At 49.8% G+C, this 21,607-nt stretch carries 24 protein-coding genes; 13 read left to right on the top strand and 11 right to left on the bottom strand.

Features of this window, described 5'->3' with window-relative positions; all coding sequences use genetic code 11:
* Positions 1 to 56: 56 nt before the first annotated feature.
* Both B067_RS0107900 and B067_RS0107895 read right to left on the bottom strand, forming a co-directional pair.
* A complete protein-coding gene (locus tag B067_RS0107900) occupies positions 57 to 980 on the bottom strand; it encodes an MBL fold metallo-hydrolase (protein WP_019529540.1) in 924 nt (307 codons plus the stop codon).
* A gap of 48 nt (positions 981 to 1,028) precedes the next feature.
* Positions 1,029 to 1,646 (bottom strand): class I SAM-dependent methyltransferase, encoded by a 618-nt coding sequence (locus B067_RS0107895; protein ID WP_019529539.1) that lies wholly within the window; start codon positions 1,644 to 1,646, stop codon positions 1,029 to 1,031.
* 322 nt (positions 1,647 to 1,968) lie between these two features.
* Here B067_RS0107895 and B067_RS0107890 point away from each other — a divergent pair, with 322 nt between their 5' ends.
* Positions 1,969 to 2,631, top strand: coding sequence for an SDR family oxidoreductase (locus B067_RS0107890; protein ID WP_019529538.1), 663 nt, complete (start codon positions 1,969 to 1,971; stop codon positions 2,629 to 2,631).
* Here B067_RS0107890 and B067_RS19925 read toward each other — a convergent pair.
* Entirely contained in the window at positions 2,572 to 3,525 is a 954-nt protein-coding gene (locus B067_RS19925; RefSeq protein WP_156820779.1) for a LysR substrate-binding domain-containing protein, read from the bottom strand. The two genes, B067_RS0107890 and B067_RS19925, sit on opposite strands and share 60 nt — an antisense overlap.
* A gap of 124 nt (positions 3,526 to 3,649) precedes the next feature.
* On the opposite strand from B067_RS19925, the gene B067_RS0107880 reads away from it, so the two are divergent.
* The 3 genes from B067_RS0107880 to B067_RS0107870 are packed head-to-tail and all read left to right on the top strand — an operon-like array spanning position 3,650 to position 6,019.
* The gene (locus B067_RS0107880) at positions 3,650 to 4,105 is read left to right on the top strand and encodes a DoxX family protein (protein ID WP_019529536.1); all 456 of its coding nucleotides are present in this window, start codon (positions 3,650 to 3,652) and stop codon (positions 4,103 to 4,105) included.
* A 10-nt stretch (positions 4,106 to 4,115) separates the two neighbouring features.
* Positions 4,116 to 5,093, top strand: a complete 978-nt coding sequence (locus B067_RS0107875) for a glutathione S-transferase family protein (RefSeq protein WP_019529535.1) — start codon at positions 4,116 to 4,118, stop codon at positions 5,091 to 5,093.
* A gap of 41 nt (positions 5,094 to 5,134) precedes the next feature.
* On the top strand, positions 5,135 to 6,019 hold the full coding sequence (locus tag B067_RS0107870) for a pirin family protein (protein ID WP_019529534.1): 885 nt from the start codon (positions 5,135 to 5,137) through the stop codon (positions 6,017 to 6,019).
* Positions 6,020 to 6,071: 52 nt separating this feature from the next.
* On the opposite strand, the gene B067_RS0107865 is transcribed toward B067_RS0107870, so the two are convergent.
* Complete coding sequence (locus tag B067_RS0107865) at positions 6,072 to 7,106, bottom strand: HDOD domain-containing protein (RefSeq protein WP_019529533.1); 1,035 nt, start codon at positions 7,104 to 7,106, stop codon at positions 6,072 to 6,074.
* 184 nt (positions 7,107 to 7,290) lie between these two features.
* Here B067_RS0107865 and B067_RS0107860 point away from each other — a divergent pair, with 184 nt between their 5' ends.
* The gene (locus B067_RS0107860) at positions 7,291 to 7,554 is read left to right on the top strand and encodes a DUF4404 family protein (RefSeq protein ID WP_019529532.1); all 264 of its coding nucleotides are present in this window, start codon (positions 7,291 to 7,293) and stop codon (positions 7,552 to 7,554) included.
* A 21-nt stretch (positions 7,555 to 7,575) separates the two neighbouring features.
* Positions 7,576 to 8,037 (top strand): GNAT family N-acetyltransferase, encoded by a 462-nt coding sequence (locus B067_RS0107855; RefSeq protein ID WP_019529531.1) that lies wholly within the window; start codon positions 7,576 to 7,578, stop codon positions 8,035 to 8,037.
* Here B067_RS0107855 and B067_RS0107850 read toward each other — a convergent pair.
* The 5 genes from B067_RS0107850 to B067_RS21800 form a co-directional block, all read right to left on the bottom strand.
* The gene (locus tag B067_RS0107850; RefSeq protein WP_019529530.1) at positions 8,027 to 8,404 is read right to left on the bottom strand and encodes a hypothetical protein; all 378 of its coding nucleotides are present in this window, start codon (positions 8,402 to 8,404) and stop codon (positions 8,027 to 8,029) included. The genes B067_RS0107855 and B067_RS0107850 overlap by 11 nt on opposite strands.
* A complete protein-coding gene (locus B067_RS0107845) occupies positions 8,391 to 9,746 on the bottom strand; it encodes a dihydrolipoamide acetyltransferase family protein (protein ID WP_019529529.1) in 1,356 nt (451 codons plus the stop codon). Before B067_RS0107845 ends, B067_RS0107850 begins: the two co-directional genes overlap by 14 nt.
* Positions 9,747 to 9,775: 29 nt before the next feature.
* Positions 9,776 to 10,792 (bottom strand): alpha-ketoacid dehydrogenase subunit beta, encoded by a 1,017-nt coding sequence (locus B067_RS0107840; protein WP_026244514.1) that lies wholly within the window; start codon positions 10,790 to 10,792, stop codon positions 9,776 to 9,778.
* Positions 10,785 to 12,023, bottom strand: coding sequence for a thiamine pyrophosphate-dependent enzyme (locus B067_RS0107835; protein WP_019529527.1), 1,239 nt, complete (start codon positions 12,021 to 12,023; stop codon positions 10,785 to 10,787). The genes B067_RS0107840 and B067_RS0107835 overlap by 8 nt, the downstream gene beginning before the upstream one ends.
* Before the next feature lie 102 nt (positions 12,024 to 12,125).
* Positions 12,126 to 12,272, bottom strand: a complete 147-nt coding sequence (locus tag B067_RS21800; RefSeq protein WP_019529526.1) for a hypothetical protein — start codon at positions 12,270 to 12,272, stop codon at positions 12,126 to 12,128.
* A gap of 105 nt (positions 12,273 to 12,377) precedes the next feature.
* On the opposite strand from B067_RS21800, the gene B067_RS0107825 reads away from it, so the two are divergent.
* Both B067_RS0107825 and B067_RS0107820 read left to right on the top strand, forming a co-directional pair.
* The gene (locus B067_RS0107825; RefSeq protein WP_019529525.1) at positions 12,378 to 12,893 is read left to right on the top strand and encodes an O-acetyl-ADP-ribose deacetylase; all 516 of its coding nucleotides are present in this window, start codon (positions 12,378 to 12,380) and stop codon (positions 12,891 to 12,893) included.
* 146 nt (positions 12,894 to 13,039) lie between these two features.
* The gene (locus B067_RS0107820) at positions 13,040 to 15,319 is read left to right on the top strand and encodes a DUF1631 family protein (RefSeq protein ID WP_019529524.1); all 2,280 of its coding nucleotides are present in this window, start codon (positions 13,040 to 13,042) and stop codon (positions 15,317 to 15,319) included.
* 58 nt (positions 15,320 to 15,377) lie between these two features.
* On the opposite strand, the gene B067_RS0107815 is transcribed toward B067_RS0107820, so the two are convergent.
* Positions 15,378 to 15,881, bottom strand: coding sequence for a DUF3806 domain-containing protein (locus B067_RS0107815; RefSeq protein WP_019529523.1), 504 nt, complete (start codon positions 15,879 to 15,881; stop codon positions 15,378 to 15,380).
* A gap of 209 nt (positions 15,882 to 16,090) precedes the next feature.
* Here B067_RS0107815 and dapA point away from each other — a divergent pair, with 209 nt between their 5' ends.
* Genes dapA through B067_RS0107800 form a run of 3 tightly spaced genes read left to right on the top strand, consistent with a single transcriptional unit; the run spans position 16,091 to position 18,873 of the window.
* Entirely contained in the window at positions 16,091 to 16,966 is an 876-nt protein-coding gene (dapA, locus tag B067_RS0107810) for a 4-hydroxy-tetrahydrodipicolinate synthase (protein WP_019529522.1), read from the top strand.
* A gap of 24 nt (positions 16,967 to 16,990) precedes the next feature.
* A complete protein-coding gene (gene bamC, locus B067_RS0107805; RefSeq protein ID WP_020700288.1) occupies positions 16,991 to 18,109 on the top strand; it encodes an outer membrane protein assembly factor BamC in 1,119 nt (372 codons plus the stop codon).
* Positions 18,109 to 18,873, top strand: a complete 765-nt coding sequence (locus B067_RS0107800) for an MBL fold metallo-hydrolase (protein WP_019529520.1) — start codon at positions 18,109 to 18,111, stop codon at positions 18,871 to 18,873. The genes bamC and B067_RS0107800 overlap by 1 nt, the downstream gene beginning before the upstream one ends.
* 9 nt (positions 18,874 to 18,882) lie before the next feature.
* Here B067_RS0107800 and B067_RS19920 read toward each other — a convergent pair whose 3' ends face one another.
* Positions 18,883 to 19,797 carry a lysophospholipid acyltransferase family protein gene (locus B067_RS19920; RefSeq protein WP_019529519.1) on the bottom strand — a complete coding sequence of 305 codons (915 nt, stop codon included), beginning with the start codon at positions 19,795 to 19,797 and terminating at the stop codon, positions 18,883 to 18,885.
* Between the two features lie 151 nt (positions 19,798 to 19,948).
* Here B067_RS19920 and B067_RS0107790 point away from each other — a divergent pair, with 151 nt between their 5' ends.
* A complete protein-coding gene (locus B067_RS0107790; protein ID WP_019529518.1) occupies positions 19,949 to 20,212 on the top strand; it encodes a PilZ domain-containing protein in 264 nt (87 codons plus the stop codon).
* 81 nt (positions 20,213 to 20,293) lie between these two features.
* A complete protein-coding gene (locus tag B067_RS19915; protein WP_019529517.1) occupies positions 20,294 to 21,601 on the top strand; it encodes a hypothetical protein in 1,308 nt (435 codons plus the stop codon).
* Positions 21,602 to 21,607 lie beyond the last annotated feature (6 nt).

Here is a 21,607-nt window from a genome sequence, read left to right as displayed (position 1 = left end):
GAGTGCCTAGATGCCGGATCAAGTCCGGCATGACCATCGCTCTAGGAACTCTAAAGCTATAGGCTAGCCTCAATAAAATTAATCCAAGTTGCTTCATCAATAAAACCCTTGCCCCAGTCTTGCCATTGTTTATCTAGCCCCTGCTTTTGCATAGCGGCTAGGTTCATGCCTTTGGCTTTCATTGCTTTAACTTCGGCTATGCTGCTGTTGAGCATGGTTTTAAATTTAGCCATCCCTGCTTTATTAGTGACTGGGCCGTGGCCGGGGATAACAATGGTTTTGTCATCGATGCGCTGGTAAATAATTTCAATATTTTTTGCATAGTTAACGGCATTACCGCCATTGTGTATGTCTATAAAGGGGAAGCTGGGGTAAAACATCAAATCGCCCATGTGTACCACATTGGCCTTACTAAAAAATATCACGGTGTCACCATCGGTATGGCTGTTGGCAAAATGTTCTAGTTGCAATTCATCACCATTAAAATGCACGCGCATGGACTGGGGATAGGTAAGGCTGGGCAGAGCGTGCTGGGGGTGAGCATCGGCTTGATAGTTGAACAAGGGGATGGCCGACTTTTGTGCTAGGCGCTTGCGTACATTATCGTGGGCAATAATAGTGGTATTTTTGCCTAGGGTATCGTTGCCGCCGGTGTGGTCAAAATGCCAGTGGGTGTTAATAATATATTTTAAGGTTTGGCCGTGGCCTAGTTCACCTAGTGCGCTTTGTAAATCAGCCGCTAGGTCAGCATAGCCATTATCAATAATCAGCAGGCCATCTTTGCCTTGGCTTAATAAGATATTGCCACCTTTTTTGCTGAGCATAGTCAGCTTGTCGGTAATAGCTTGCTGTTGGTATTGGCTGTTGGTGCTGTCGTGGTTTTGATGGCCGTGGCTGGCTGCGCTTAGGCTTAAGCCCAATGTCAGTAAGGCGCAAGATAGTAGAGCGCGTAGAGAGTGCTGCTGTTTTAACGGTTTCATAGTTCTATCCTTAGGTTTATAAATGTTGGGTTTGTGAGCTTACGTTTATTAGGCGTTTTCGATGACTAAAATAGCACCCGTCGTGCGCTTGGGCTCGTCAACGGCATAGGGTAGCAGCTCACCGTAAAATTCTGCCATGCAGGTTTCAGCCAACTCAAAAAAGGGTGGGCGTTCGGGGTCGCTAATCAGTATTTTTTTAACGTCGGCATCGCAGGCTTTTTCTACCAGTTCTAATACCTCGTCAGCTAACTCATCCCAAAAACAAATATCGGCGCCTATGATCACGTCAAAGCAGGCTAGGTCGGCTTCGGTGATTTCATTAAAGTAGCAGCTGTGGGTTTGTATGTGCACGTCGTTGTGTTCGGCATGGCGTTGCAAATAGGGGAACACCGATGGATCGGCGTCTATGGCGGTAACATTGGCTTTAAAGGTTTTGGCGCAAAAAATACCGCCTAAGCCCCAGCCGCAGCCAATTTCTAATACATTGGCGCCTATCTCTAAGGGATTTTTTTGCAAGTAGTCCATCAGTAAATAGGTGGAGCCCCAAAACTTATTGCCGTGTATAGAGGGTTGATCGTCTAAGTTTTTGAGCTGGCGCAGGTCCTTGTGCTGGGCGTTTAAAAAGTTAACGCCATAGTGATTGGTGATGTGTGTGTTATTGGACATGCTCAGTGTGTTACCTGTGTGTGCTAGTTATGTGTACTATTTATATATAGTGATTGCGTCATAAGCCTGACCCTAGTTTAGGCTGCGGCGTGTTAAGTGTAACGTGATTAAAGCGGCTGTGGCTAAAATTTAATTAGAGCTAGTATGCGTCACTTGTGGTGATTTTAGCGTAGCAATACAGCGCTAGTCTTAGGGTTTTAAAAGGTCTATCGTTAGGTTCTAGCTTTATGCAGCGACAGCATTTATTACAGTAGCTGTAACCGTATCAACAGTACTAACAGCAGCCTTAACAATAGTATGAATAACAGCGAGTAACTTGATTATGGCAACCGTATTAATTACCGGCGCTAACCGCGGCATAGGTTATGCACTAAGCACTCTTTTTAAGCAGCGTGGCGATGAGGTGATCGCAGTCTGCCGTCAGAGTTCAGCCGAGCTAGACGCACTGGGGGTGGAGGTGATGGCAGGCATAGATGTCACCGAGGCGGAGTCGATAGCGGCGCTGGCGAAAAAGTTGCAAGGCCGCCGTTTAGATGTACTGTTTAATAACGCCGGTATTTTGGTTAGTCAAAGTTTAGAGACGCTGTGTTTTGATGATGTGGCGCGCCAATTTGAAGTTAATGCCATGGGGCCGTTGCGTTTAACCCATGCCCTGCTGGGCAACCTAGGCGAAGGCTCAAAAATTGCCATGGTCACCAGCCGTATGGGCTCTATGGCGGATAACGGTTCCGGTGGTCAGTACGGCTACCGCATGTCTAAGGCGGCCTTAAATGCGGCTAGTGTGTCTTTAGCACAGGATTTAAAAAACCGCGGCATAGCGGTGGCGATTTTACACCCCGGCTATGTACAAACCGAAATGGTGGGCTTTGGCGGTGAGGTTGCCCCAGAGGATGCTGCAGGGCGCTTGATTGCTAGAGTGGATGCGTTAAATCTTCAAAATACCGGTACGTTTTGGCACGCCAATGGCGAGGTTTTGCCCTGGTGAGTGGCAAGGCTGCAGTTGTTGCAGCTGTTCTACCAGCCATTGCAGGGCTTGGCCGCGGTTAGCGGTTTTCCAGGCTATATGCAGAGGAGAGGGCGCGGGAGGCTGCTCTAGTTGCAGCTCTACCAGCTCCCCTAGCGCCAAACTCTCGGCTACCCGAAAGCGTGGCGCCAAGCCTACCCCTAAGCCGTTGCGTTGCGCATTAATTTTTTCGGCCATGCTGGCGACATACATATATTGCCGACGGTTGAGTATGCCGTAGTTGAGCGTGGGTAGGTTTCGAGAGGAATCGCGCACTATCACCGAGCGGTGTAGGTTGAGGCTATCTGCGCTAAGCGGTTGCTGTGCTTGCATAATGGGGTGCTGCGGGTTGGCAACAAAGCACATGTCAGAGTCAAACCATTCCAAGCAGCGTATGCCTTGGTGCCCGGGAGGCCGGTTAACCGCCCCCACAATTAGGTCGACACGGTTTTCTATTAGCGCCTCCCAGGTGCCCCCCAGTACTTCTTCGCTCAGCTCTATGATGATATTAGTTTGCAATTGGTAGAGTTTATCTAACAAGGGGTATAGCCAGCTACTGGGCACTGCCGTGTCACAGGCTATACGCAGCCGTGGCTCCCAACCCGAAGCTACTTGCTGGGTGCTGTGACTAAGTTGTTCGGCGGCCAATAGCAGCTTGCGTCCCTGTTCTAGCAAATGCTCGCCGGCGCTGGTTAATACCGAGCGGCGGCCCTGTTTTTGAAATAGGGTGACGGCTAAATCCTGCTCTAGCTTTTGCACCGTATAAGACAGTGCAGAAGGCACTTTGTTGAGATGACTGGCTGCTGCGGCATAGCTGCCCTTGCGCTGTATGGCGTCTAACACCTCTATGGCCTCTAAGCTAATCAAGCTTCTCACGGCTATCCTTTTATTGTTCAAATAAATTGACTGAATTAATCAGTTTATATCGCTTTTTTAATTTATCGGCAAGCTTATACTGTTTTTATCGTATTAAATTAACTGAATGTTTTTGGAGAATACTATGTCAGCTTTACAACTGAAATCCTTATTAAGCAGCAATCAAAGTTATGCCGCTTTAGCCTTACGCCTACCTGCAGGCGCTATTTTTGTGGCTCATGGTGCGCAAAAGCTGTTTGCTTGGTTTGGTGGTTATGGCTTAGAGGGCACCGGCCAATACATGGCCTCTATAGGCATGGAACCGGGCTATCTAATGGCGTTAATGGCTGGTAGTGCCGAGTTTTTTGGCGGCCTAGCCTTGTTGTTTGGTTTGCTGGTTAGGCCAGCGGCCACGATGTTAGCGATGACTATGTTAGTAGCTATTGTTATGGCTCATCTTGCATCAGGTTTTTTCATCAGCAATGGTGGTTATGAGTACGCTTTGGCACTACTGGGTATGAGCGTGGCGCTGGCCGTACAAGGTGGCGGCCGTTTAGCTGCTGATAATTTGCTTGTCGCTATTATCAATCGTAAAGCCTAAGGAGCGCGTCATGGGTTTATTAATTGAAGGGCAGTGGCAAGACCAGTGGTATGACACTGCAGCCTCGAAAGGCGAGTTTGTACGTCAAGCTAGTGCATTTAGGCACTGGATTACACCCACTGGCGATGCTGGCCCTGATGGTGATGGCGGGTTTAAGGCTGAAAAGGGGCGCTATCACCTCTATGTGTCGCTGGCTTGCCCTTGGGCACATCGCACCTTGATTTTTCGTGCGGTCAAGGGCCTGCAGGACTATATAGGGGTAACCGTAGTCGACCCGTTAATGGCCGAGCATGGTTGGGTATTTCAGCAGGGAGCAGAGGCTGACGACAACACTTACAGTTATCAGTATTTGCATCAGCTTTATACTCGGGTAGACCCTGCCATTAGCAGCCGCGTTACCGTGCCGGTGTTGTGGGATAAGCAGCGACAAACGATAGTCAACAACGAGTCTTCCGAGATTATTCGCATGTTTAACAATGCCTTTAATCAGCTAACGGGCAATACCGTGGATTACTACCCAGAGGCGCAACGGGCAGAGATAGACGCTTGGAATGAGGCCATCTATCCCGCGGTTAATAACGGCGTTTACCGGGCGGGTTTTGCCACTAGTCAAGACGCGTATGAGAAGGCTTATACCGAACTGTTTACCATGCTAGGAAAGCTAGAGCAGCAGTTAGCTCAGCAACGCTACTTAGTGGGCGCGGGCATAACCGACGCAGATTGGCGCTTGTTTACCACGCTGCTGCGTTTTGATGCGGTGTACTTTGGCCACTTTAAAACCAATCAGCAGCGTATAGCCGATTACCCTAACTTGTCGGGCTATGTACGCGATTTATACCAGCAGCCTGGGGTGGCGGCAACGGTGGATATGCAGCATATCAAGCAGCACTATTATCGCAGCCATCACAGTATTAACCCCACCGGCATAGTGCCCTTGGGGCAAGAGCATGACTTTATGCAGCCCCACGATAGAGCGTTATTGAGTTAGGCGGCGGCGATATTAGATTAGGTGCTAGAGGAGTATTGAATATGAAGCTACGAAAATTGAAGCGCATTGTGCAAGCGCAAGCCTCATCCGATGGCGCAGGGGTGAGAATACAGCGCCTTGCCGGGCGTGATTTGAATAGGGCCATGGACCCTTTCTTGATGATAGATGAGATACGTTCAGAGGACGGCGCTGACTATATCGGCGGCTTCCCTTCGCATCCTCACAGGGGCTTTGAAACCATAACCTATATGAAGCAGGGGCTAATGCGTCACAAAGATCATATGGGCAATGAAGGCCTATTAGCCGCTGGCGATGTGCAGTGGATGACGGCGGCGCGCGGGGTTATACACTCCGAAATGCCCGAGCAAAGCGAGGGCTTGCTGCACGGTTTTCAGCTGTGGTTAAATCTGCCTGCCGCTGAAAAAATGCTACCAGCGGCCTATGCTGATTACGCCAGCGAGCAGCTACCTGTGTTTGAATTAGGCGATGGCAGCGCGATTAAGGTGATAGCGGGTACTTACTCGCCAGTCTCTGGTAATCAGCGTAGCGCCGGGCCAGAGGTTAATGCTAAGCCGGTAGCCAGCCCCATTCCTCAGGGTACTACCGAGGCGCTGTATTGGGATTTGCAATTAGCCCCCGGCGCGCAGTGGCAGGCCGCCATACCAGCAGGCCACAACTTGGCTGTGTATGTGTATGAAGGCGGCGCGGTAGAGGTTGAAGGGATGGCGCTGGCGACTAGGCAGCTGGGCTTATATGGGGATGGTGAAGGCTTACAGTTGCATGCGGGGGGTCAGGGTTTAAGTGCCTTGATAGTGGCCGGCAAGCCACTTAAAGAACCCATTGCCCAGCATGGCCCGTTTGTGATGAATAGCACCGAGGAGATAGAGCAGGCGATAGCGGATTACCAGGCGGGGCGTTTGGTTTAAGCTTTCATATAGCTGTTAGCAGGTAAGTGAGTGCCTGCTAACAGAGTTACTGTTAAGCGGTGATTTGCTGCTCTATTGAATCCAACTGCTTAAATAGGTTTTTCGGCAGGGCCATTTCTGACAGCGCTTTTTGCGAGGCGCGCTCCAAAATATCTCTGTCCTCTTCGGGGGCTTCTTTTAAAGTGAAATGCATTTCGCAGGCCAAGTTGGCTTGAAACAGCAGGTGGGCATAGGCGCCTACTTTGTCACCGGGGCTGAGGTCTACCTGTTGATGCAGGGCTGAGCATATTTCTTCCGGCAACTCCCAGTCTTTGGCTATGCTGTAACTCAGCATCGGTGACAGGGTTTCCATCAGTGGCGCGAAGGTGGCGTAGCTGGGTAGTACCTTATCCATTTGGTGGCTATTAATTTTAAATTGGGTGCACAGCTCACAAAATAAGGTGATTTTGCCCATGTCGTGTACCAGCCCCAATAAGTAGGCTTTATAGGGCTCTAGGCCGCGCTGACGGGCAATAATTTCACAGGCCACCGCGCAGGACAGCGAGTGCTGCCAAAGCTTGTGGCCAAAGTTAGCGAAGTAGGGCGACTTGCGCTCTATCACCGGCTGCATGACCGCTGCAGACAATACCGTGCGCAGGCCATCTATGCCTAACTTCACCACGGCAATTTCGATGCTGGTGATGCGCTTAATAATGGGGTTGAAGTAAACGCTATTGGCCAGCTTTAACACCGCTGCAGTCATGACCGGGTCTTTGTTAATAATATTGACGTAGTCTTTAGAGGAGGAGTTTTTATTACGCAGGCTTTGCAATAGTTTAGGTATCACCGAGGGTAACCTAGGTACCGCCTTCAGCCGTCTAGTCTGTTGGCTCATGTCCTGAGTGACCACGTCTAAAATCAGCTTTTGCGGCACGCTAAGGCTGTCTACCTGCTCGGCCTTGCCAAATAGGCTGCGATAAAAGCTGGCAGAGATAGAGGCCATACTGAAATTTGAGGGCTGGGTAATTTCTATGGTGTCATTACCTGCGTGGTGGGCAGCGGGGACACTGTTAAAGACAGCTTTAAGACGTGACAGTAATCCGGCCATAAATAATGCAAATTCCAGTCAAAATTTAATGTGGGGCAAGTATAGCGTGATTTACTCAAGAGGCGTTTTACTTTTTGTGGCTTTTGTTTAACTATTGCTTAAGCATTTTTTAATTATGGCTTTTATAGCAGCGACTAGTGCTATGCTATAGCGAATAAATTAATAGTATTTATGGAGACAGCAAGTGGCAAAAAAGCAGTTAAAAGAGTACATAGAGCAACTCAATAGCTACATTAACGACAAAGACCTCAGCGAGCAGGAGCAGGATGCCCTAGAGGGCTTAATCGATAATATAGAAATACGCCTAGATGAATTAGAGGGTGAAGAGCACAGCGATACCCTATCCGAGCAAGTGGATGAGCTAGCCACGGCCTTTGAGGCTGAGCACCCCCTTTTAACCGGCGTATTAAAAGATATTATGGTGAAGCTGAGTAGCATGGGTGTGTAGTGCGAATAGCAGGGAGCTTATATGTTGAATATTCAGTTGGCGCGTATTGATCAAAGTGATTTGGTGGCGCAAGGTGTTTACGATTTATTATTGGAGCTATTCCCCGCCGACGTAGCGAGCTTTCCTGTGGCAAAGTTGCAGCAAGCGGCCTTTCAAACCCTGCGCCCCGATGGCGGCGTGTGGTCGCTACTCGCGTTTAATGAACAGGAACAAGTGATAGGCATGCTTAACCTCAGCCGCTGTGTGGCGATTTATGCGGGTGGTGAATTTGGTGAGATTGCCGAGATGTATGTGCGCCCCGATTACCGTTCGCAAAAAGTTGGCGAGCAATTAATGGCTAGGGCTAAACGTTTTGCCAAGGAGAAAGGTTGGGCTGTATTGGAAGTGGGTGCACCCGATGTGCCGCGCTGCCAGCGTACAGTCGATTTTTATCAGCGCAACGGTTTTAACATGGTGGGGCCGCGTTTAGAATTTAGCCTGTAGCGGTAGCCGCGGCATAGTAAATAACCGGCAATAATCCCGCCGCTATTAATACAATAAAAACCAATAATGAAAACTCCCCTCGCACCCGGCCGCTAAAAAACTTTAGCGGCTTTTTCCCTATAAAAGGCTGGTATAGCGCCTGCCACCACAATACCCCTAAATGCACCACGGCTATCACTATCGCTAAGCCAAAGGCGACGGCTGAGAAACTCAGTAAAGGGAATTTTTCCATATTAGCGAAGGTGACAATTTCGCCTACACCTACTAATGCGCAAACGCTAAGCACATAGCTGCGGGCGTGGTTAACCATTTCCTGCCTAGTGTCCATGTCTTTTTTTTCGTTATTGTGAGAGTTAGATGGGTTCATTATTGCTTAACAATTGCGGTTGCTCCAATAATTTTTTAATTGCCTGTATCAGGCTGGCGCCGTCAAAACCATCCACCACTCGGTGATCAAATGACGCCGATAAATTCATGATGGAGCGTATCGCGATAGCTTCACCTATCACCACGGGCCGCCGCTGAATTTTATTAATACCTATAATGCAGGTTTCCGGCGCGTTGATAATGGGGGTGGCGGCGATGCCGCCCAGTTTACCCAAGCTGGTAAGGGTGATGGTGGAGCCGCTAAGCTGCTGTGGGCTAAGGCGGTGATGTCTAGCGGCGCTGGCGAGTTGTTCTATAGCGGCGGCGCATTGCCATAGTTCGCTGTGTTCGCAGTCGCGCAATACCGGCACCACTAAGCCTTTATCGGTCATGGTGGCTATGCCTACATGCACCGCTTTATATTCGGTGACTTCGTTATTGTCGTTATTAAAGTGGGCGTTGCAATGAGGGAATTGCGGCAATGCCTGTACCAGTGCTTGAATAATAAAAGGTAATAAAGTGAGCTTGTTTTGTTCGCTGCTGCGTTGTTGGTTGAGTTGTTCGCGCAGTTGTTCCAGTGCAGTGACGTCTACTTCTTCTACATAGGAATAGTGTGGTATTTGTTGCGCTGCTTGCTGTAATTTTTTGGCAATTATGCGTCTAGTGCCGCTGAGGGTGTAGCGTTTATCGCCGGTATTTTTTTGGCTATTGTCGCTAGGGTTGTTAGCATTGGTAGCTGACTTTTGCTTGCTGTTGTTGGACGTATTACTGCTGCTGTTGCCGGTATTGTTACCGGATTTATCCTCGTTATGCGTGCTAGGTATTAAATTATCTAAATCACTGTGGTTGATGCGTCCTTTGGGACCGCTGCCGCTAATTTTTCGCAAATCGATATTGTGTTGCCGTGCTCGTAAGCGCACCGAGGGCGAGGTTAACACGCCGCTGTCTGCAGTTTCTGTGTTATCGGCGGCGCTTGTTGGCCGGGTATTTTTTTGTGCGTCATTGTTGCTGGCTGTTGGCGCTGCTGCTGCGGTTTTGTTGGTTGCGACGGATGATGTTGCGGTTGCGGGTTGGCTGCTAGTAGCTTGGTTTTGAAAAGTGGTATTGGTCTCAAATAAAATTAACTCGCTGCCTACTGCTAACACTTCACCGGCGCTGCAGCCCAGCTTTAATACTCGGCCGCTAATAGGCGAGGTGGCTTCTATGACCGCCTTGTCGGTTTGTACGTCGGCGATGTGTTGATCTTGGGCAACCTCATCACCCACCGCGATATGCCAGGCCACGATTTCAGACTCCACGATGCCTTCGCCTAAGTCAGGGAGTTTGAAACTAAATTCACTCATAAGCAGAGCCTCCTATTGAGCTGGCGGGGTTAGCGATTTTCCAGCGTACGTTGCAGCGCCTCTATGATGCGCTCCTGGCTGGGGAAGTACTCCCACTCAAAGGCGTGGGGGTAGGGGGTGTCCCAGCCGGTAACGCGCTCTATCGGCGCCAGTAAATGCCAAAAGCATTCCTCTTGCACCTCGGCTACCAATTCGGCGCCGTAGCCGCCGGTGCGGGTGGCCTCGTGTATCACCACGCAGCGGCCGGTTTTTTCCACCGAGTTGACTATGGTGGTTAAGTCCAGTGGTACTAAGCTGCGCAGGTCTATGAGTTCAGCGTCTATGCCGCTGTGTTTTATGGCGGCGGCGGCCACATGCACCATGGTGCCGTAGGCTAGTACGGTCACGTCGTTGCCGGCCTGGCTAATGGTGGCTTGGCCTATAGGAATACGGTAATGCTCTTCGGGCACCTCCCCTAGTGGATGGCTGGCCCAGCTTACCGAGGGCTTGTTGTGGTCGCCGTCAAAGGGGCCGTTGTAAATGCGCTTAGGCTCAAAAAATAACACTGGGTCGTCATCTTCTATGGCGCTGATTAATAAGCCCTTGGCATCGTAGGGGTTGGAGGGCATCACGGTTTTTAAACCGCAAACATGGGTGAATATACCCTCGGGGCTTTGCGAGTGGGTTTGGCCGCCGCGTATGCCGCCACCGCAGGGGGTGCGTATGGTTACCGGTGCCCAAAATTCGCCGCCGCTGCGGTGGCGCAGGCGGGCCAGCTCGCTAACAATTTGGTCGAAGGCGGGGTAGATGTAATCGGCAAACTGTATCTCTACCACCGGCCGCAAGCCGTTAACCCCCATGCCTATGGCGGTGGCGATAATACCGCCCTCGGCTATGGGCATATCCAGCGAGCGATGGGGGCCGTGTTTTTGATATAGGCCTTCGGTGCAGCGAAACACGCCGCCAAAAAAGCCCACGTCTTCGCCCATCACCAGTACGGCAGGGTCTTGCGACATTTTAATATCTAGGGCCGAGTTAATGGCCTGCACCATATTCATTCTAGCCATGGCCGTGTTCCATTTTTTGACGTTGTCTTTGCAAATGCTCGGGCAATTCTTTAAATACATCATCAAACATAGAGCTCAGTGGCCAGTGCGGGCCCTCCTCTAGTGAACCGTAAGATAGCGCCTCCTGCCAGTCGGCGGTGATGCTATCCTTGAGTTCTTGTTGCAGTGCCTGGTGCTGATCTTCGCTCCATTCCCCTAGGGTAATGAGGTGCTCTTTAAGGCGGGTAATGGGGTCGCCCAGAGGCCAGTATTCGGCCTCTTTGGGGGAGCGATAGGCATCGGGGTTGTCGCTGGTGGAGTGACTGGCTACGCGGTAGGTAAATAATTCTATAAAGGTGGGGCCGCCACCGCGGCGGGCGCGCTGGGCGGCCCATTGGGTGACGGCATATACCGCTAAAAAGTCGTTGCCGTCTACCCGTATGCCGGGTATGTGAAAGCCTAGGCTGCGGGCGGCAAAAGTGGTGCCCGCCGAGGCAAAGGATTGCGGTGTGGAGATAGCCCATTGGTTGTTAACCACGTTTAAAATCACTGGCGCTTGGTAGGTAGAGCTAAATTGCAGGGCGTGATAGACGTCGGCCTCGGCGGTGCTGCCGTCCCCCACCCAAGTGGCGGCGATATGATCCTCACCTTTATAGGCGGAGGCCATGGCCCAGCCTACGGCTTGGCAGTATTGGGTGGCCAAATTTCCGGAGATGGTAAAGAAACCGCCTTCCTTCCAGCTATAGAGCACCGGTAGTTGCCGACCTTTTAGATTGTCGCGGGCGTTAGACAGGCACTGGCACATCATGTCTACCACCGGATAGCCGCGAGCAAATAATAGGCCCTGTTGCCGGTAGCTGGGGAAGCACATGTCGCCGTTATCCAGCGCCATGGCTTGGGCCACGGCCACGGCTTCTTCACCGGTGCATTTAAGGTAAAAGCATAATTTGCCCTGGCGCTGCATGGCAAACATGCGGTCATCAAAGGCGCGCACATGCATCATCTGTTTTAAGCCCAAGCGCAGCTTATCGGGGCTGAGTTGGGGGTGCCATTCGCCCTTGGCTTTGTGGTCGTCGTCCAGCACCCGCACTAAGCCATAGGCCAAGTTGCGTATGGCGTTGGGATCTATTAAGGGCTCAGGTTTGCTGGAGGATTCGGGGCTGGGTATGTCGAGATAGGAAAAGTCGGGCTCTTCGTCGGGCCGGAACGGGGCTTTGGGTATGTGTAAGCGACTACTAAACTCTTTGGTCATGGCAACCTCTCGCTGTCAGCTAACTCTTACACTATAGCTTATAGTTGACGGTAATGAAGATTACCTAACGGTGGTGGTGAGTGGGTGAGTTATGAGTAGCAGCTAACCGCTAAGGGGGAAGCGTATCGTTACGCCGCGTTGTGAGGTTATCACCAGCAATTGGGCCGGGTCGCTAAAGGCCTGCATACGTTGGCCGCTACTAAAGGCTTCGTGTTTTAAGCCGCTAGGTTGTAGCGACGCTGCTCTCAATAGGTTGTGGCAATCCGCCTATAGCGTAGTAAGCTGCTACTCTGTGGGCTTTAATGAGTGCTGCCCCTTGCTAGAGAACCTCAGGCAACTGACTAGAGCGAGACTATGGCCAATATAGTGATACAGCTAGGTGATATTACCGGCTTGGCGGTTGATGCCATCGTTAATGCCGCTAATAACAGCTTGCTCGGTGGTGGCGGAGTGGATGGTGCCATACACCGAGCAGCCGGGCCGCAGTTATTGGCAGAGTGTCGCGGTTTAGGGGGCTGTGAAACCGGCGCGGCCAAACTGACTAAGGCCTATGATTTGCCCTGCCGCTATGTGATACATACGGTCGGCCCGGTGTGGCAGGGGGGAGGGCAGCATGAGGCAGCATTATTACGCAGCTGTTATCAATGTAGCCTAGCGTTAGCCGATGAGTTGGGCTTGACGACTATCGCTTTTCCGGCGATTAGTTGCGGTGCTTATGGCTATCCCCATAAGCTGGCCTGCACAGAGGCGGTCGCAGCTTTAAAACAGTATTTTGCTAGCGGTCAGTCGACGCTAGTGGAAGTCTATTTGGTGGTAATGGACCCCCATTTGGCCAGCCTGTACCAGACGCTGTTGAGAGATAAAACCTGAATGCTGGCTATAAAAAACTGTTAGTTGAGAAATTCTCTTCTAAAATCAATACAATAGGCTACATTTAACAAACTAATGCGCTAATGATATAGCGTTTATTATTTGCAACTAAGACTAATAACAACGAGACGTCGAGATAAGCGCCAATGGAGCTATTGAACAACTGCCGTGAGTACGCTCATGGTTACTACAGTAATTTATTACTGGCGGCTGAAAAAAAGTTAATTGATAGTTTGTTTGAGCACTCAGATGCGGCCAAAAATAATGATGAGCAGCGCTTTTATTATGAAGCTATGCAGGCCTGCCGTAATAACTCTGGGGGCATGCACGCGGCCTTTCAGCAGCGACTTAGCGATTGTTACCAGCGTTTTCGCGATGGCGTGGTGGCGTCACAAACGCCCAAAGAAATTGTTAACGAGTTGTCCTTAGTCAATCCGCAAAAACTGGAAGATGATTTAGCTATCTCGGTAATTGTGTCTAAGTCTAATAGTCGCTATTCGGAGTCACTGTGGAAACTGAATAAACGTTTGTCGGTACTGCGCAGTGGCACTCCAGTTTACGATGAGGATAATCCCTTTGCGCCTACCATGGTAGGTGAGGCCTTACAGGCAGCAGTGAATGCCTTGGGTTTGGAGAGTAAGGCGCGTTTATTCGTTTATAAGCAGCTAGGTAAGCTGTTTATTCTGGGTTTTGAAAAGCCGCTCAAACAGTTAAACGAGCAATTGGTAGCCCAGAGCATATTACCCAATCTTAAATTTTTAGCCCATCAACAGGCCGACGGTGGCGCGCCAACGCCTCCCGTTTTACCCGAACCTGATCATGCCCACGAAAGCCCTGCCAGTATAGAAAATCAGCGTAAAATGCTTGCGACCATACAAGCCTTACAAACCCAGTTGGGGCCGCGTACTCACACGGCCGGTGGTGTCAGTTTGGGAGGTATAGCCACTGATGGTGATGGTAGTGCCGCCGCTTTTGGTCAGATGGATTACGCCTTAGCACTGAGTGCTGTGCAGCAGTCCACGGACATTTTACAGGCGGTATCACAGAATCGCCCTATGCCTGCCGAGCAAGTAGAGAAAAAAGTTGTAGAGCAATTATTAAAGCAGGGCGATGACAAATCGCGCCATAAAATGACCGGTGCCGATGCCAATACGGTAGATTTAGTGGGCATGATTTTTCGCTACATATTGGATGATGAAAACCTGAGTGATGCGGTTAAATCATTGCTTAGTCATTTGCATACGCCCTATCTCAAACTAGCCCTAATGGACAAAACCTTTATTGATAATTACGAGCACAGCGCTAGGGTGTTAATTAATAGTTTGGCGGATGTCGGCGGCCGTTGGGTAAAAGATGAAGATGATAAAACGGTATTGCCGAAAATACGCTTAGTGGTAGAAACGGTGTTAAAAGGTTTTATTGATGATTACAGTATTTTTGATCGCTTGCTAGAAGACTTTCAACGCTTTAGAGAGAGTCTAGAAAAACGCTCAAAAATGGTGGAGAAGCGCAACACCGAATCACAGCAGGGCATGGAGCGTTTGGAATTATCGCGTCATCGCGCCGAAGAGGAAGTGTTAGTACGTTTTGATAACGGCGAAATACACCCGCAGGCCGCCGCCATATTGCAAAAACCCTGGACCGATTTTTTGGCTTTTAATCTACTGCGTCACGGCGACGAAGGCAGCACCTGGCAGTCGGCGTTAAAAGTGGTGGATGCGGTGGTGTGGAGCATACAGCAAAAGCAAGCGGTGGATAATAAAGAAGACTTTCATAGGCGTCAGCAGGAATTTGAAACCTCTATTAAGGAAGGTTTGCTGGCTATGGGCTACGACCCTGGCGCCTCTAAAGGTTTGCTGATTAGCTTGCGGGAGGCGCAGGAATTGGCCTACCACCAGCTGGTGCTAACCGACGACAAGAGCGTAGTCAGCCCTATAGTGCAAGATCATAAGCCGACAGCTAAGGCTCAGCCTACGTCCCCTGACGCTAAGCCTGAACCTGTAGTAACGCCAGCGGCAGAATCCGTGCCGCCGCAAACCGCGATACAGCGCCAGCAGGTGCAGATGACGCATAAGGCCAAGCGTATACCTTTGGCTGAGCAGGAAAAATCAACATTGTCAGCTGCTGAGCAGCGGCAGCTAGACGCGCTGAAAGATATCGCCTTCGGTACTTGGTTTGATTTTGTGCGTGAAGATGGCGGCCGCGATAGGATGAAACTGGCTTGGTATAGCCGGGTTACTTCCAATTATATGTTTGTAAATACGGCAGGCATCAAACAGGCGGTGATGACCTGTGTAGAGTTGGTTAAAGGTATGCAGGCCGGCACTATAGAGTTGGTAGTGCTAGAAAAGCGCAGCTTTATGGAGCGGGCTTTCGGCGCGGTGTTGAATAAATTAAAACCGAAAGCGACCGCCACTACCGCTTAACGGCTGGCTGGGTCAGCCGTTAAGCTATTGCGACTACGCGCCTATTAATAGGCAAAGCTTAATAAACAATAATTTGTTTTTTAATCGTGGCTACGCTGGCGACGGCTTTTTGGTATAGCTGTTCAATATTGACCTCACCGCCGGTTTCATAGCGTCGTGAAATCATGGTGATGGGAAATACCACATCGCGTTTGCCGGGCACATCCAAGGCGCGACTGCGACCATAGCGGTCAATATAAATAACCCAGCTTAGCCCTTCATGTTCCTTTAAGACATTTCCCAGAATGACACCCATAGCTTGTAATAAAACGACTTGTTCAGGCTTGATGATTTTTTCGTCCAATAGGCGCTGCATCAAGGCAAAGTCATTGTCTTTTTTACCAGTCAGTTGGCGGCCAAAATGACGCCGGGTCAGCTCGTCTATGCTGTCGCGCTGCTTGGCCATAAAGGTTTGATCATTGGTAGTGAGTGGCTCTTTGCGCCACTCTTGGGCGTAGCTGTTAAGGCTAAAGCAGCAGCTGATGAGTAAACAAAACAAAGTTAAGTAACGCTGTTTATGCATGGGATTCTCTCCTTTGTTAGCTTAGTTGGGTTATGCTGACACTAGTTTAATCAAAAAAGTCCGACTAAGGGGCTTTAATTACCAGTTATTGTCTTAAATTACCGCTTCTCGCTTGAGCTTGCTCTGGCCTGTCAGTACCATAGCCCCTTATTTTATTTTGGCGTTTTGTAAAGCTTACCTAGCGCCCGTGCGACCTTTCGGAGAGATGTATGATAGCGGGCAGTCTTGTTGCTCTAGTAACCCCCTTTACCCCTAACGGCGACGTTGACTGGGCGGCTTTAACCGATTTGCTAGACATGCATTTAGAGAAGGGTACCCACGGCATAGTAGCGGTAGGCACCACCGGCGAATCGGCTACTCTAGATGTGCAAGAGCACTGTAAGGTGATACGTCATACCGTAGAGCATATCCATGGCCGCATCCCGGTTATTGCTGGCACCGGCGCCAATAGCACCCGCGAAGCAATAGAGCTGACCGCGTCTGCTAAAGCAGCCAAGGCCGATGCCTGTTTATTAGTGACGCCTTATTACAACAAGCCTACCCAAGAGGGCATGTATCAGCACTTCAAAGCAGTGGCGGAGGCGGTAGCCGTCCCCCAGATTTTATATAACGTCCCCGGCCGCACCGCTTGCGATATGCTAAATGACACCGTGCTACGCTTAGCGGGAATTAGCAATATTATCGGCATTAAAGATGCTACCGGTGATGTCGCCCGCGGCATTGAACTTATTGCCCGCTGCGGCGACCAATTGGCGGTGTATTCAGGTGATGATGCTACGGCGCTAGAATTAATGCTGAATGGCGGCAAGGGCGATATATCGGTCACCGCCAATGTGGCGCCAGCAGAAATGGCGCGGATGTGTGAGGCGGCCTTACGAGGCGATGCCGAGCTGGCTAGGCAAATAAATCAAAAAATTCAGCCGCTACATGACAAGTTGTTTGTTGAGGCCAATCCCATACCGGTGAAATGGGCCTTACATGCAATGGGATTAATCGGCGAAACACTGCGCTTGCCACTGACGGTGATGAGCAAAGAGTATGAACCTGTCGTGCGAGCGGCGATGCAAGAATCTGGTATTTTATAGCTCCTTAACCGCAGGTAATTGACGTTGTTAAACTCTAAGTTGAACTTTAAGTTAAATTCTAAGTTAAATTCTAAGCTAAGCCCTAAAAAGATAAAGATAGCGGCGCTAGTTGCTATCGCTTTTAGTACCACCGCCTGTGGTTGGCTAACCGGCGATGACGGTATTTTTCGCGACCGCAGCAATGATTATCGCAAGTCCCAAGATTTGCCCCCCATGAAGCTGCCCGCCGATGTGCGCAGCGATAGTATAGATGATGGCTATATGATTCCCGTTATCTCTGATCGCGGTGAACTCAGCGGTGAGTTTGTAGTGCCGCGCCCCGATGCTTTAGGGGCCGAAGTGGATAGGGATGCGGTGCGTATTAATCGCTTAGGTGACGAGCAATGGATACTGGTCAACGGTTCTCCCGGCCAAGTGTGGCCTAGGCTGCGCAGCTTTTTTAACTTAGGGGGCGTGGGCTTACTGCGTACCGATGCGGTCAAAGGTGTGTTGGAAACCGCCTGGATACAACCGGTAAACAGCGAATTGCCTAAAGAGCGCTATCAATTACATATAGAGCAAGGGGTGCAGCGCGGCAGCAGCGAAGTACATGTGTTGCATATGGATATCGCCGCAGGCCCGCAGTGGCCCAGCCAATCTAGTAGCTTGGCGCGTGAGTCCGCTTTGGTGACGCAGCTATCACAATTCTTAGCCGACTCGGCGATAGAGGGTTCGGTATCCATGTTGGCCGAACAGGCTTTGGATTCTTCCGGCCGCGTTAGCATAGAACAATTACAGGGCAGTGAGCCTTATATCTTATTGCGTCTGCCTTTCTATCGCGCTTGGGCTTCTTTGGGCTTAGCCATAGACAAGGCCGGTTTTAAGCAATCAGATTTAGATATAGGCGAGCAAGTTTATTATGTGCGTCATATCCCCAACAGCATCGATGACGAAGAGGATGACGGTTGGTTTTCGGGCTGGTTCTCCGGTTGGTTTAGCGATGATGATGCGGAGGCTAAAAAGCAGGGTGTACTCTACGTTATACGGGTTAAAAACCGTGATGAGCAAGCGGTAGAAGTGCGCATAGAGCAGCAAAATGGCCAGCCTTTTGTTGAAGGCGAAGCCAATAAATTATTAAAACTGATTAAGCGGCACCTGAGCTAGTGAGCCTACGTTTCGCCTCGTTAGGTAGTGGCAGCAAAGGCAATGCGACGTTAATAGAGTCGCCGCAGGGTTTGCTGCTATTGGACTGCGGTTTTACTATTAAAGAAACCGTGAGGCGCCTAGCTCTGCTGGGCCATCAGCCAGAAGACCTGACAGCAATTCTAGTTACCCACGAACACGGTGATCATATCGCCGGGGTTGGCCCTTTGGCGCGGCGCTATAATATTCCCGTCTATCTCACCCACGGCACCGCTCAGCACAAAAGCGTGGCCAAATTACCCATTCGGCATTTAATTAATACCCACCAAAATTTTCATATTGCGGATATAGAAATCACCCCGGTAGTCGTGCCCCACGATGCCCGCGAGCCTTGCCAGTTTGTATTTAGGCACCAGCAAAAAACCTTGGGGGTGTTAACTGATTTGGGCAGCATTACCCCGTTTATTATCCAGCAATACCTGCACTGCGATAGCCTAATGTTGGAGTGTAACCACGACAGTAGAATGTTGGCGATGGGACCTTATCCACAGTCATTAAAAGTGCGTGTGGGTGGCCAGTGGGGACATTTGAATAACGTGCAGGCGGCCAATTTATTACGTGAGATCAATACTGAGCTCTTGCAGCATTTGGTGATCTCACACATTAGCGAGCAAAACAACACCGAGACTCTGGCGCGCAATGCGATTATGGGCGTTTACGGTGATGAGCAGCCGCTATTGTTGGCCAAACAAGATCAAGGTTTTGATTGGCTGGGTATAGACTAATTAAAGCTGTTAGGGCTGGTCTGATTCAGGCAGGTACTGTTGCTTGGGGAAGTCTGCCGCAAAAATATCCGTGCTGTCACCGGTGGGCTTACGCCGCCATTTGCGATTACTCCACAGCCAGGTTTCGGGCTGGGCGGTAATCGCGCGCTGCATAGCCGCGATATAATTGTCTATCACCTGGTAGCTGTTTTTGGCATAAGGTGGCTGGGCAATAATTTCAAACGTCACCTTGTAGTAGCCGCGTTTGACTCTGTGTACACGAAAATACACCACTGGGTTTTGAGTGAGCTCGGCAATTTTTTGGGTACCCAGATAAAACGGTGCCGGGCGATTAAAAAACAACTGCCAGTACTTTTTATCTTTTCTAATCGGTGCCTGATCGGCGGTCATGGTAATTAGGTGAAACTCTTTGCGTTTGCGCAGTATGTGTTTCATGGCTTTATTAGAGGGGATTAACTGCGTGCCTAGCTTGGAGCGATTGGCCAAAAAGATAGCATCAAAAAAATCATCGTGCAGCGGTTTATAAATAGCGTCTACCGGCGCATTGAGTTTGTAGGGTAGCAATTGCACCAACCATTCCCAGCCGCCTTGGTGTATAGAGAGTAATTGCAGGGATTGCTTATTATCTAGATAAGGCTGGATGAGCTCTAGGTTGCTAAACTCAAAGCGTGCGTTTAAATCCTCGGCGCTGATATTTTGTGAGGCTATGGCCTCCATAAAGTTATCGCAAATAAAACGGTAGTAGGCTTTTTCTATGCTAATAATCTCGGCCAGAGTTTTTTCGGGAAAGGCGTGGTTGAGATTGCTACGCACAATGTCGCGACGGTAGCGCACTAGGTAATAGGCCAAACTATAGAGGACGTTAGAAAGTTGATACAACGCGGGTAAAGGTAGCTTGGCGAGCAGGGCGATTAATAGTTTCATCAATAGATATAACGGTACTTTAGGGCGATAATAAGTGCACTATTGTAATGACAATGGTGCTTGCAGCACAGCCTTAATTAGGCCTTAATACGCACTATTGCTCATATTGGCTATTATGCTACTACTAATAAGATTGCGAAAAAGGTGAATAATGGACGAGCAGCGTAAATATGTACGGGCGGAGTGCTCGGCAACAGTTGAACTCAACCACCCCAGCCTAGCTTACCGTGAACTCAAAGCCAGAGACTTATCGGACGGCGGCATGTTTGTCATATTGGGGGCCAATATTGCGCCGCCTATAGGTACCGTGCTTAAGGTTAAAATTAAACGCTATACCGGTGTTATTAATGATGAGCCTGTGGCTATGCAGGTGGTGCACCATAATAACGGCGGTGTGGGCTTGATGTTTGTTTAGTCCTACAGTGGGTTAATTCGGGTTATGGCTAATAGTGTTACGGCTAAATAATGGTACAGCCAATAATGAAATTAAGGCTTTATGGTAGATAATAATTCCAATCCGCTGGGTTTAGACGCCACTATTGCCGCTGAAATAGGCAAGGTACAACAGTTAAATTTGCAGCTATTGGCGCAACAGTTTAGCGAGTTATGGAGTCACGGCCGCAATATTATTTTGTGCTGGTGTGCGGTGGAGTCTGGGGTAGAGGTGTTGGTTGTGCCTCATTACTTTTTAAGTGATTTTACTGAAAGCTTAAATGATTGTTCGCCAGTGGATAGGCTAGATGCGCTCAATGGCCGCTTCATACGCCAACTCATATCCGGTGGCCGGCAATTAAGTGTGGAGGACTTGCACAGTACCGCCAAGCGCTTTGATTTAGAGGTGCAGGCTTTGGCCTTGCCTGTGCCGGTGACTAAAAAGAACGTAGTCTGTAAAGCGATAGATCAACTGGTGCAGCGTTACAGCCTTAACTATGTCAAAAACCGCGGCGTATTATTATTTGATATCTGCGACTTTTCCCTGGTTACTTCATTTGAACAAATTAGCCAGCTTAGCAGCTTGTCCTACTCCTTAAACTCGGCACGGATTAAATTGCGCAGCATAGGCGTAGAGGTTAATTTTTCCCGTACCACTACCGGTGACGGTTATTATATTTGGAACCGCGATAGCCGCCCGCAGGGCAATGCCGACTTGTTTTATTTTATGCTGTTAGTGTTGGCCGATAACGCGCTGGCACGACGCAAAATGCAGCAACATAATAAGCGCCGTAGAGCGAAAGCCAATAACGTGCCATTACTGCGCACAGGCTTCCATATAGGCAGCCATTATGAGTTTTACCAAACTGAGTCCGGTACCGCTGCGGTGGATAGTTTTATTGTCGGTGATGTCACCATAGAGCTGGCCAGAATGTTAGAGCTGGCCCAGCCCGGGCAAATTTTTATAGGGGACATAGACACCTGGCTGCCTACCTCTAGAAGTGAGGGTTCATATCTAGTTACCGTCGATAGCCAAAACTTTGTCGACAGAGTGAGCCGCAGGGCGGGGGCGCTCAATGGCCTGGAGTTATCGGGCGAAAAAATCAGCGATTTACATTGTTATTTAACCGGTGAAACCGGCGCCAGTGCCGGTCGCAGCGTTAGGCGTTTTAAGGTCACCGATAAGCATGGCTATAGCCGTAATGTTTATAATTTGCGCATCAATATTCGAACCTGTGACGGGCGTCCACTCCTACTAGGCCTGTCTGATAGTAATCTACCCAAACGTCAATACGATGGTGTAACCGCTATCGCCGAAAGTGATCGTGTATTAAAGCGCCTATCGCCTAGCATAGCGGTAGCCGACGATTAATTAAGG

It is taken from the genome of Dasania marina DSM 21967 (genome assembly GCF_000373485.1).
Classification (GTDB): domain Bacteria; phylum Pseudomonadota; class Gammaproteobacteria; order Pseudomonadales; family Dasaniaceae; genus Dasania; species Dasania marina.
This window is presented reverse-complemented; position numbering and strand designations above follow the sequence as displayed.

Coding starts and splice junctions, on each gene's coding strand:
- B067_RS0107900 (WP_019529540.1), bottom strand. CDS start 980: ATGAAACCGTTAAAACAGCAGCACTCTCTACGCGCTCTACTATCTTGC.
- B067_RS0107895 (WP_019529539.1), bottom strand. CDS start 1,646: ATGTCCAATAACACACACATCACCAATCACTATGGCGTTAACTTTTTA.
- B067_RS0107890 (WP_019529538.1), top strand. CDS start 1,969: ATGGCAACCGTATTAATTACCGGCGCTAACCGCGGCATAGGTTATGCA.
- B067_RS0107880 (WP_019529536.1), top strand. CDS start 3,650: ATGTCAGCTTTACAACTGAAATCCTTATTAAGCAGCAATCAAAGTTAT.
- B067_RS0107875 (WP_019529535.1), top strand. CDS start 4,116: ATGGGTTTATTAATTGAAGGGCAGTGGCAAGACCAGTGGTATGACACT.
- B067_RS0107870 (WP_019529534.1), top strand. CDS start 5,135: ATGAAGCTACGAAAATTGAAGCGCATTGTGCAAGCGCAAGCCTCATCC.
- B067_RS0107865 (WP_019529533.1), bottom strand. CDS start 7,106: ATGGCCGGATTACTGTCACGTCTTAAAGCTGTCTTTAACAGTGTCCCC.
- B067_RS0107855 (WP_019529531.1), top strand. CDS start 7,576: ATGTTGAATATTCAGTTGGCGCGTATTGATCAAAGTGATTTGGTGGCG.
- B067_RS0107850 (WP_019529530.1), bottom strand. CDS start 8,404: ATGAACCCATCTAACTCTCACAATAACGAAAAAAAAGACATGGACACT.
- B067_RS0107845 (WP_019529529.1), bottom strand. CDS start 9,746: ATGAGTGAATTTAGTTTCAAACTCCCTGACTTAGGCGAAGGCATCGTG.
- B067_RS0107840 (WP_026244514.1), bottom strand. CDS start 10,792: ATGGCTAGAATGAATATGGTGCAGGCCATTAACTCGGCCCTAGATATT.
- B067_RS0107835 (WP_019529527.1), bottom strand. CDS start 12,023: ATGACCAAAGAGTTTAGTAGTCGCTTACACATACCCAAAGCCCCGTTC.
- B067_RS0107825 (WP_019529525.1), top strand. CDS start 12,378: ATGGCCAATATAGTGATACAGCTAGGTGATATTACCGGCTTGGCGGTT.
- B067_RS0107820 (WP_019529524.1), top strand. CDS start 13,040: ATGGAGCTATTGAACAACTGCCGTGAGTACGCTCATGGTTACTACAGT.
- B067_RS0107815 (WP_019529523.1), bottom strand. CDS start 15,881: ATGCATAAACAGCGTTACTTAACTTTGTTTTGTTTACTCATCAGCTGC.
- dapA (WP_019529522.1), top strand. CDS start 16,091: ATGATAGCGGGCAGTCTTGTTGCTCTAGTAACCCCCTTTACCCCTAAC.
- B067_RS19920 (WP_019529519.1), bottom strand. CDS start 19,797: ATGAAACTATTAATCGCCCTGCTCGCCAAGCTACCTTTACCCGCGTTG.
- B067_RS0107790 (WP_019529518.1), top strand. CDS start 19,949: ATGGACGAGCAGCGTAAATATGTACGGGCGGAGTGCTCGGCAACAGTT.
- B067_RS19915 (WP_019529517.1), top strand. CDS start 20,294: ATGGTAGATAATAATTCCAATCCGCTGGGTTTAGACGCCACTATTGCC.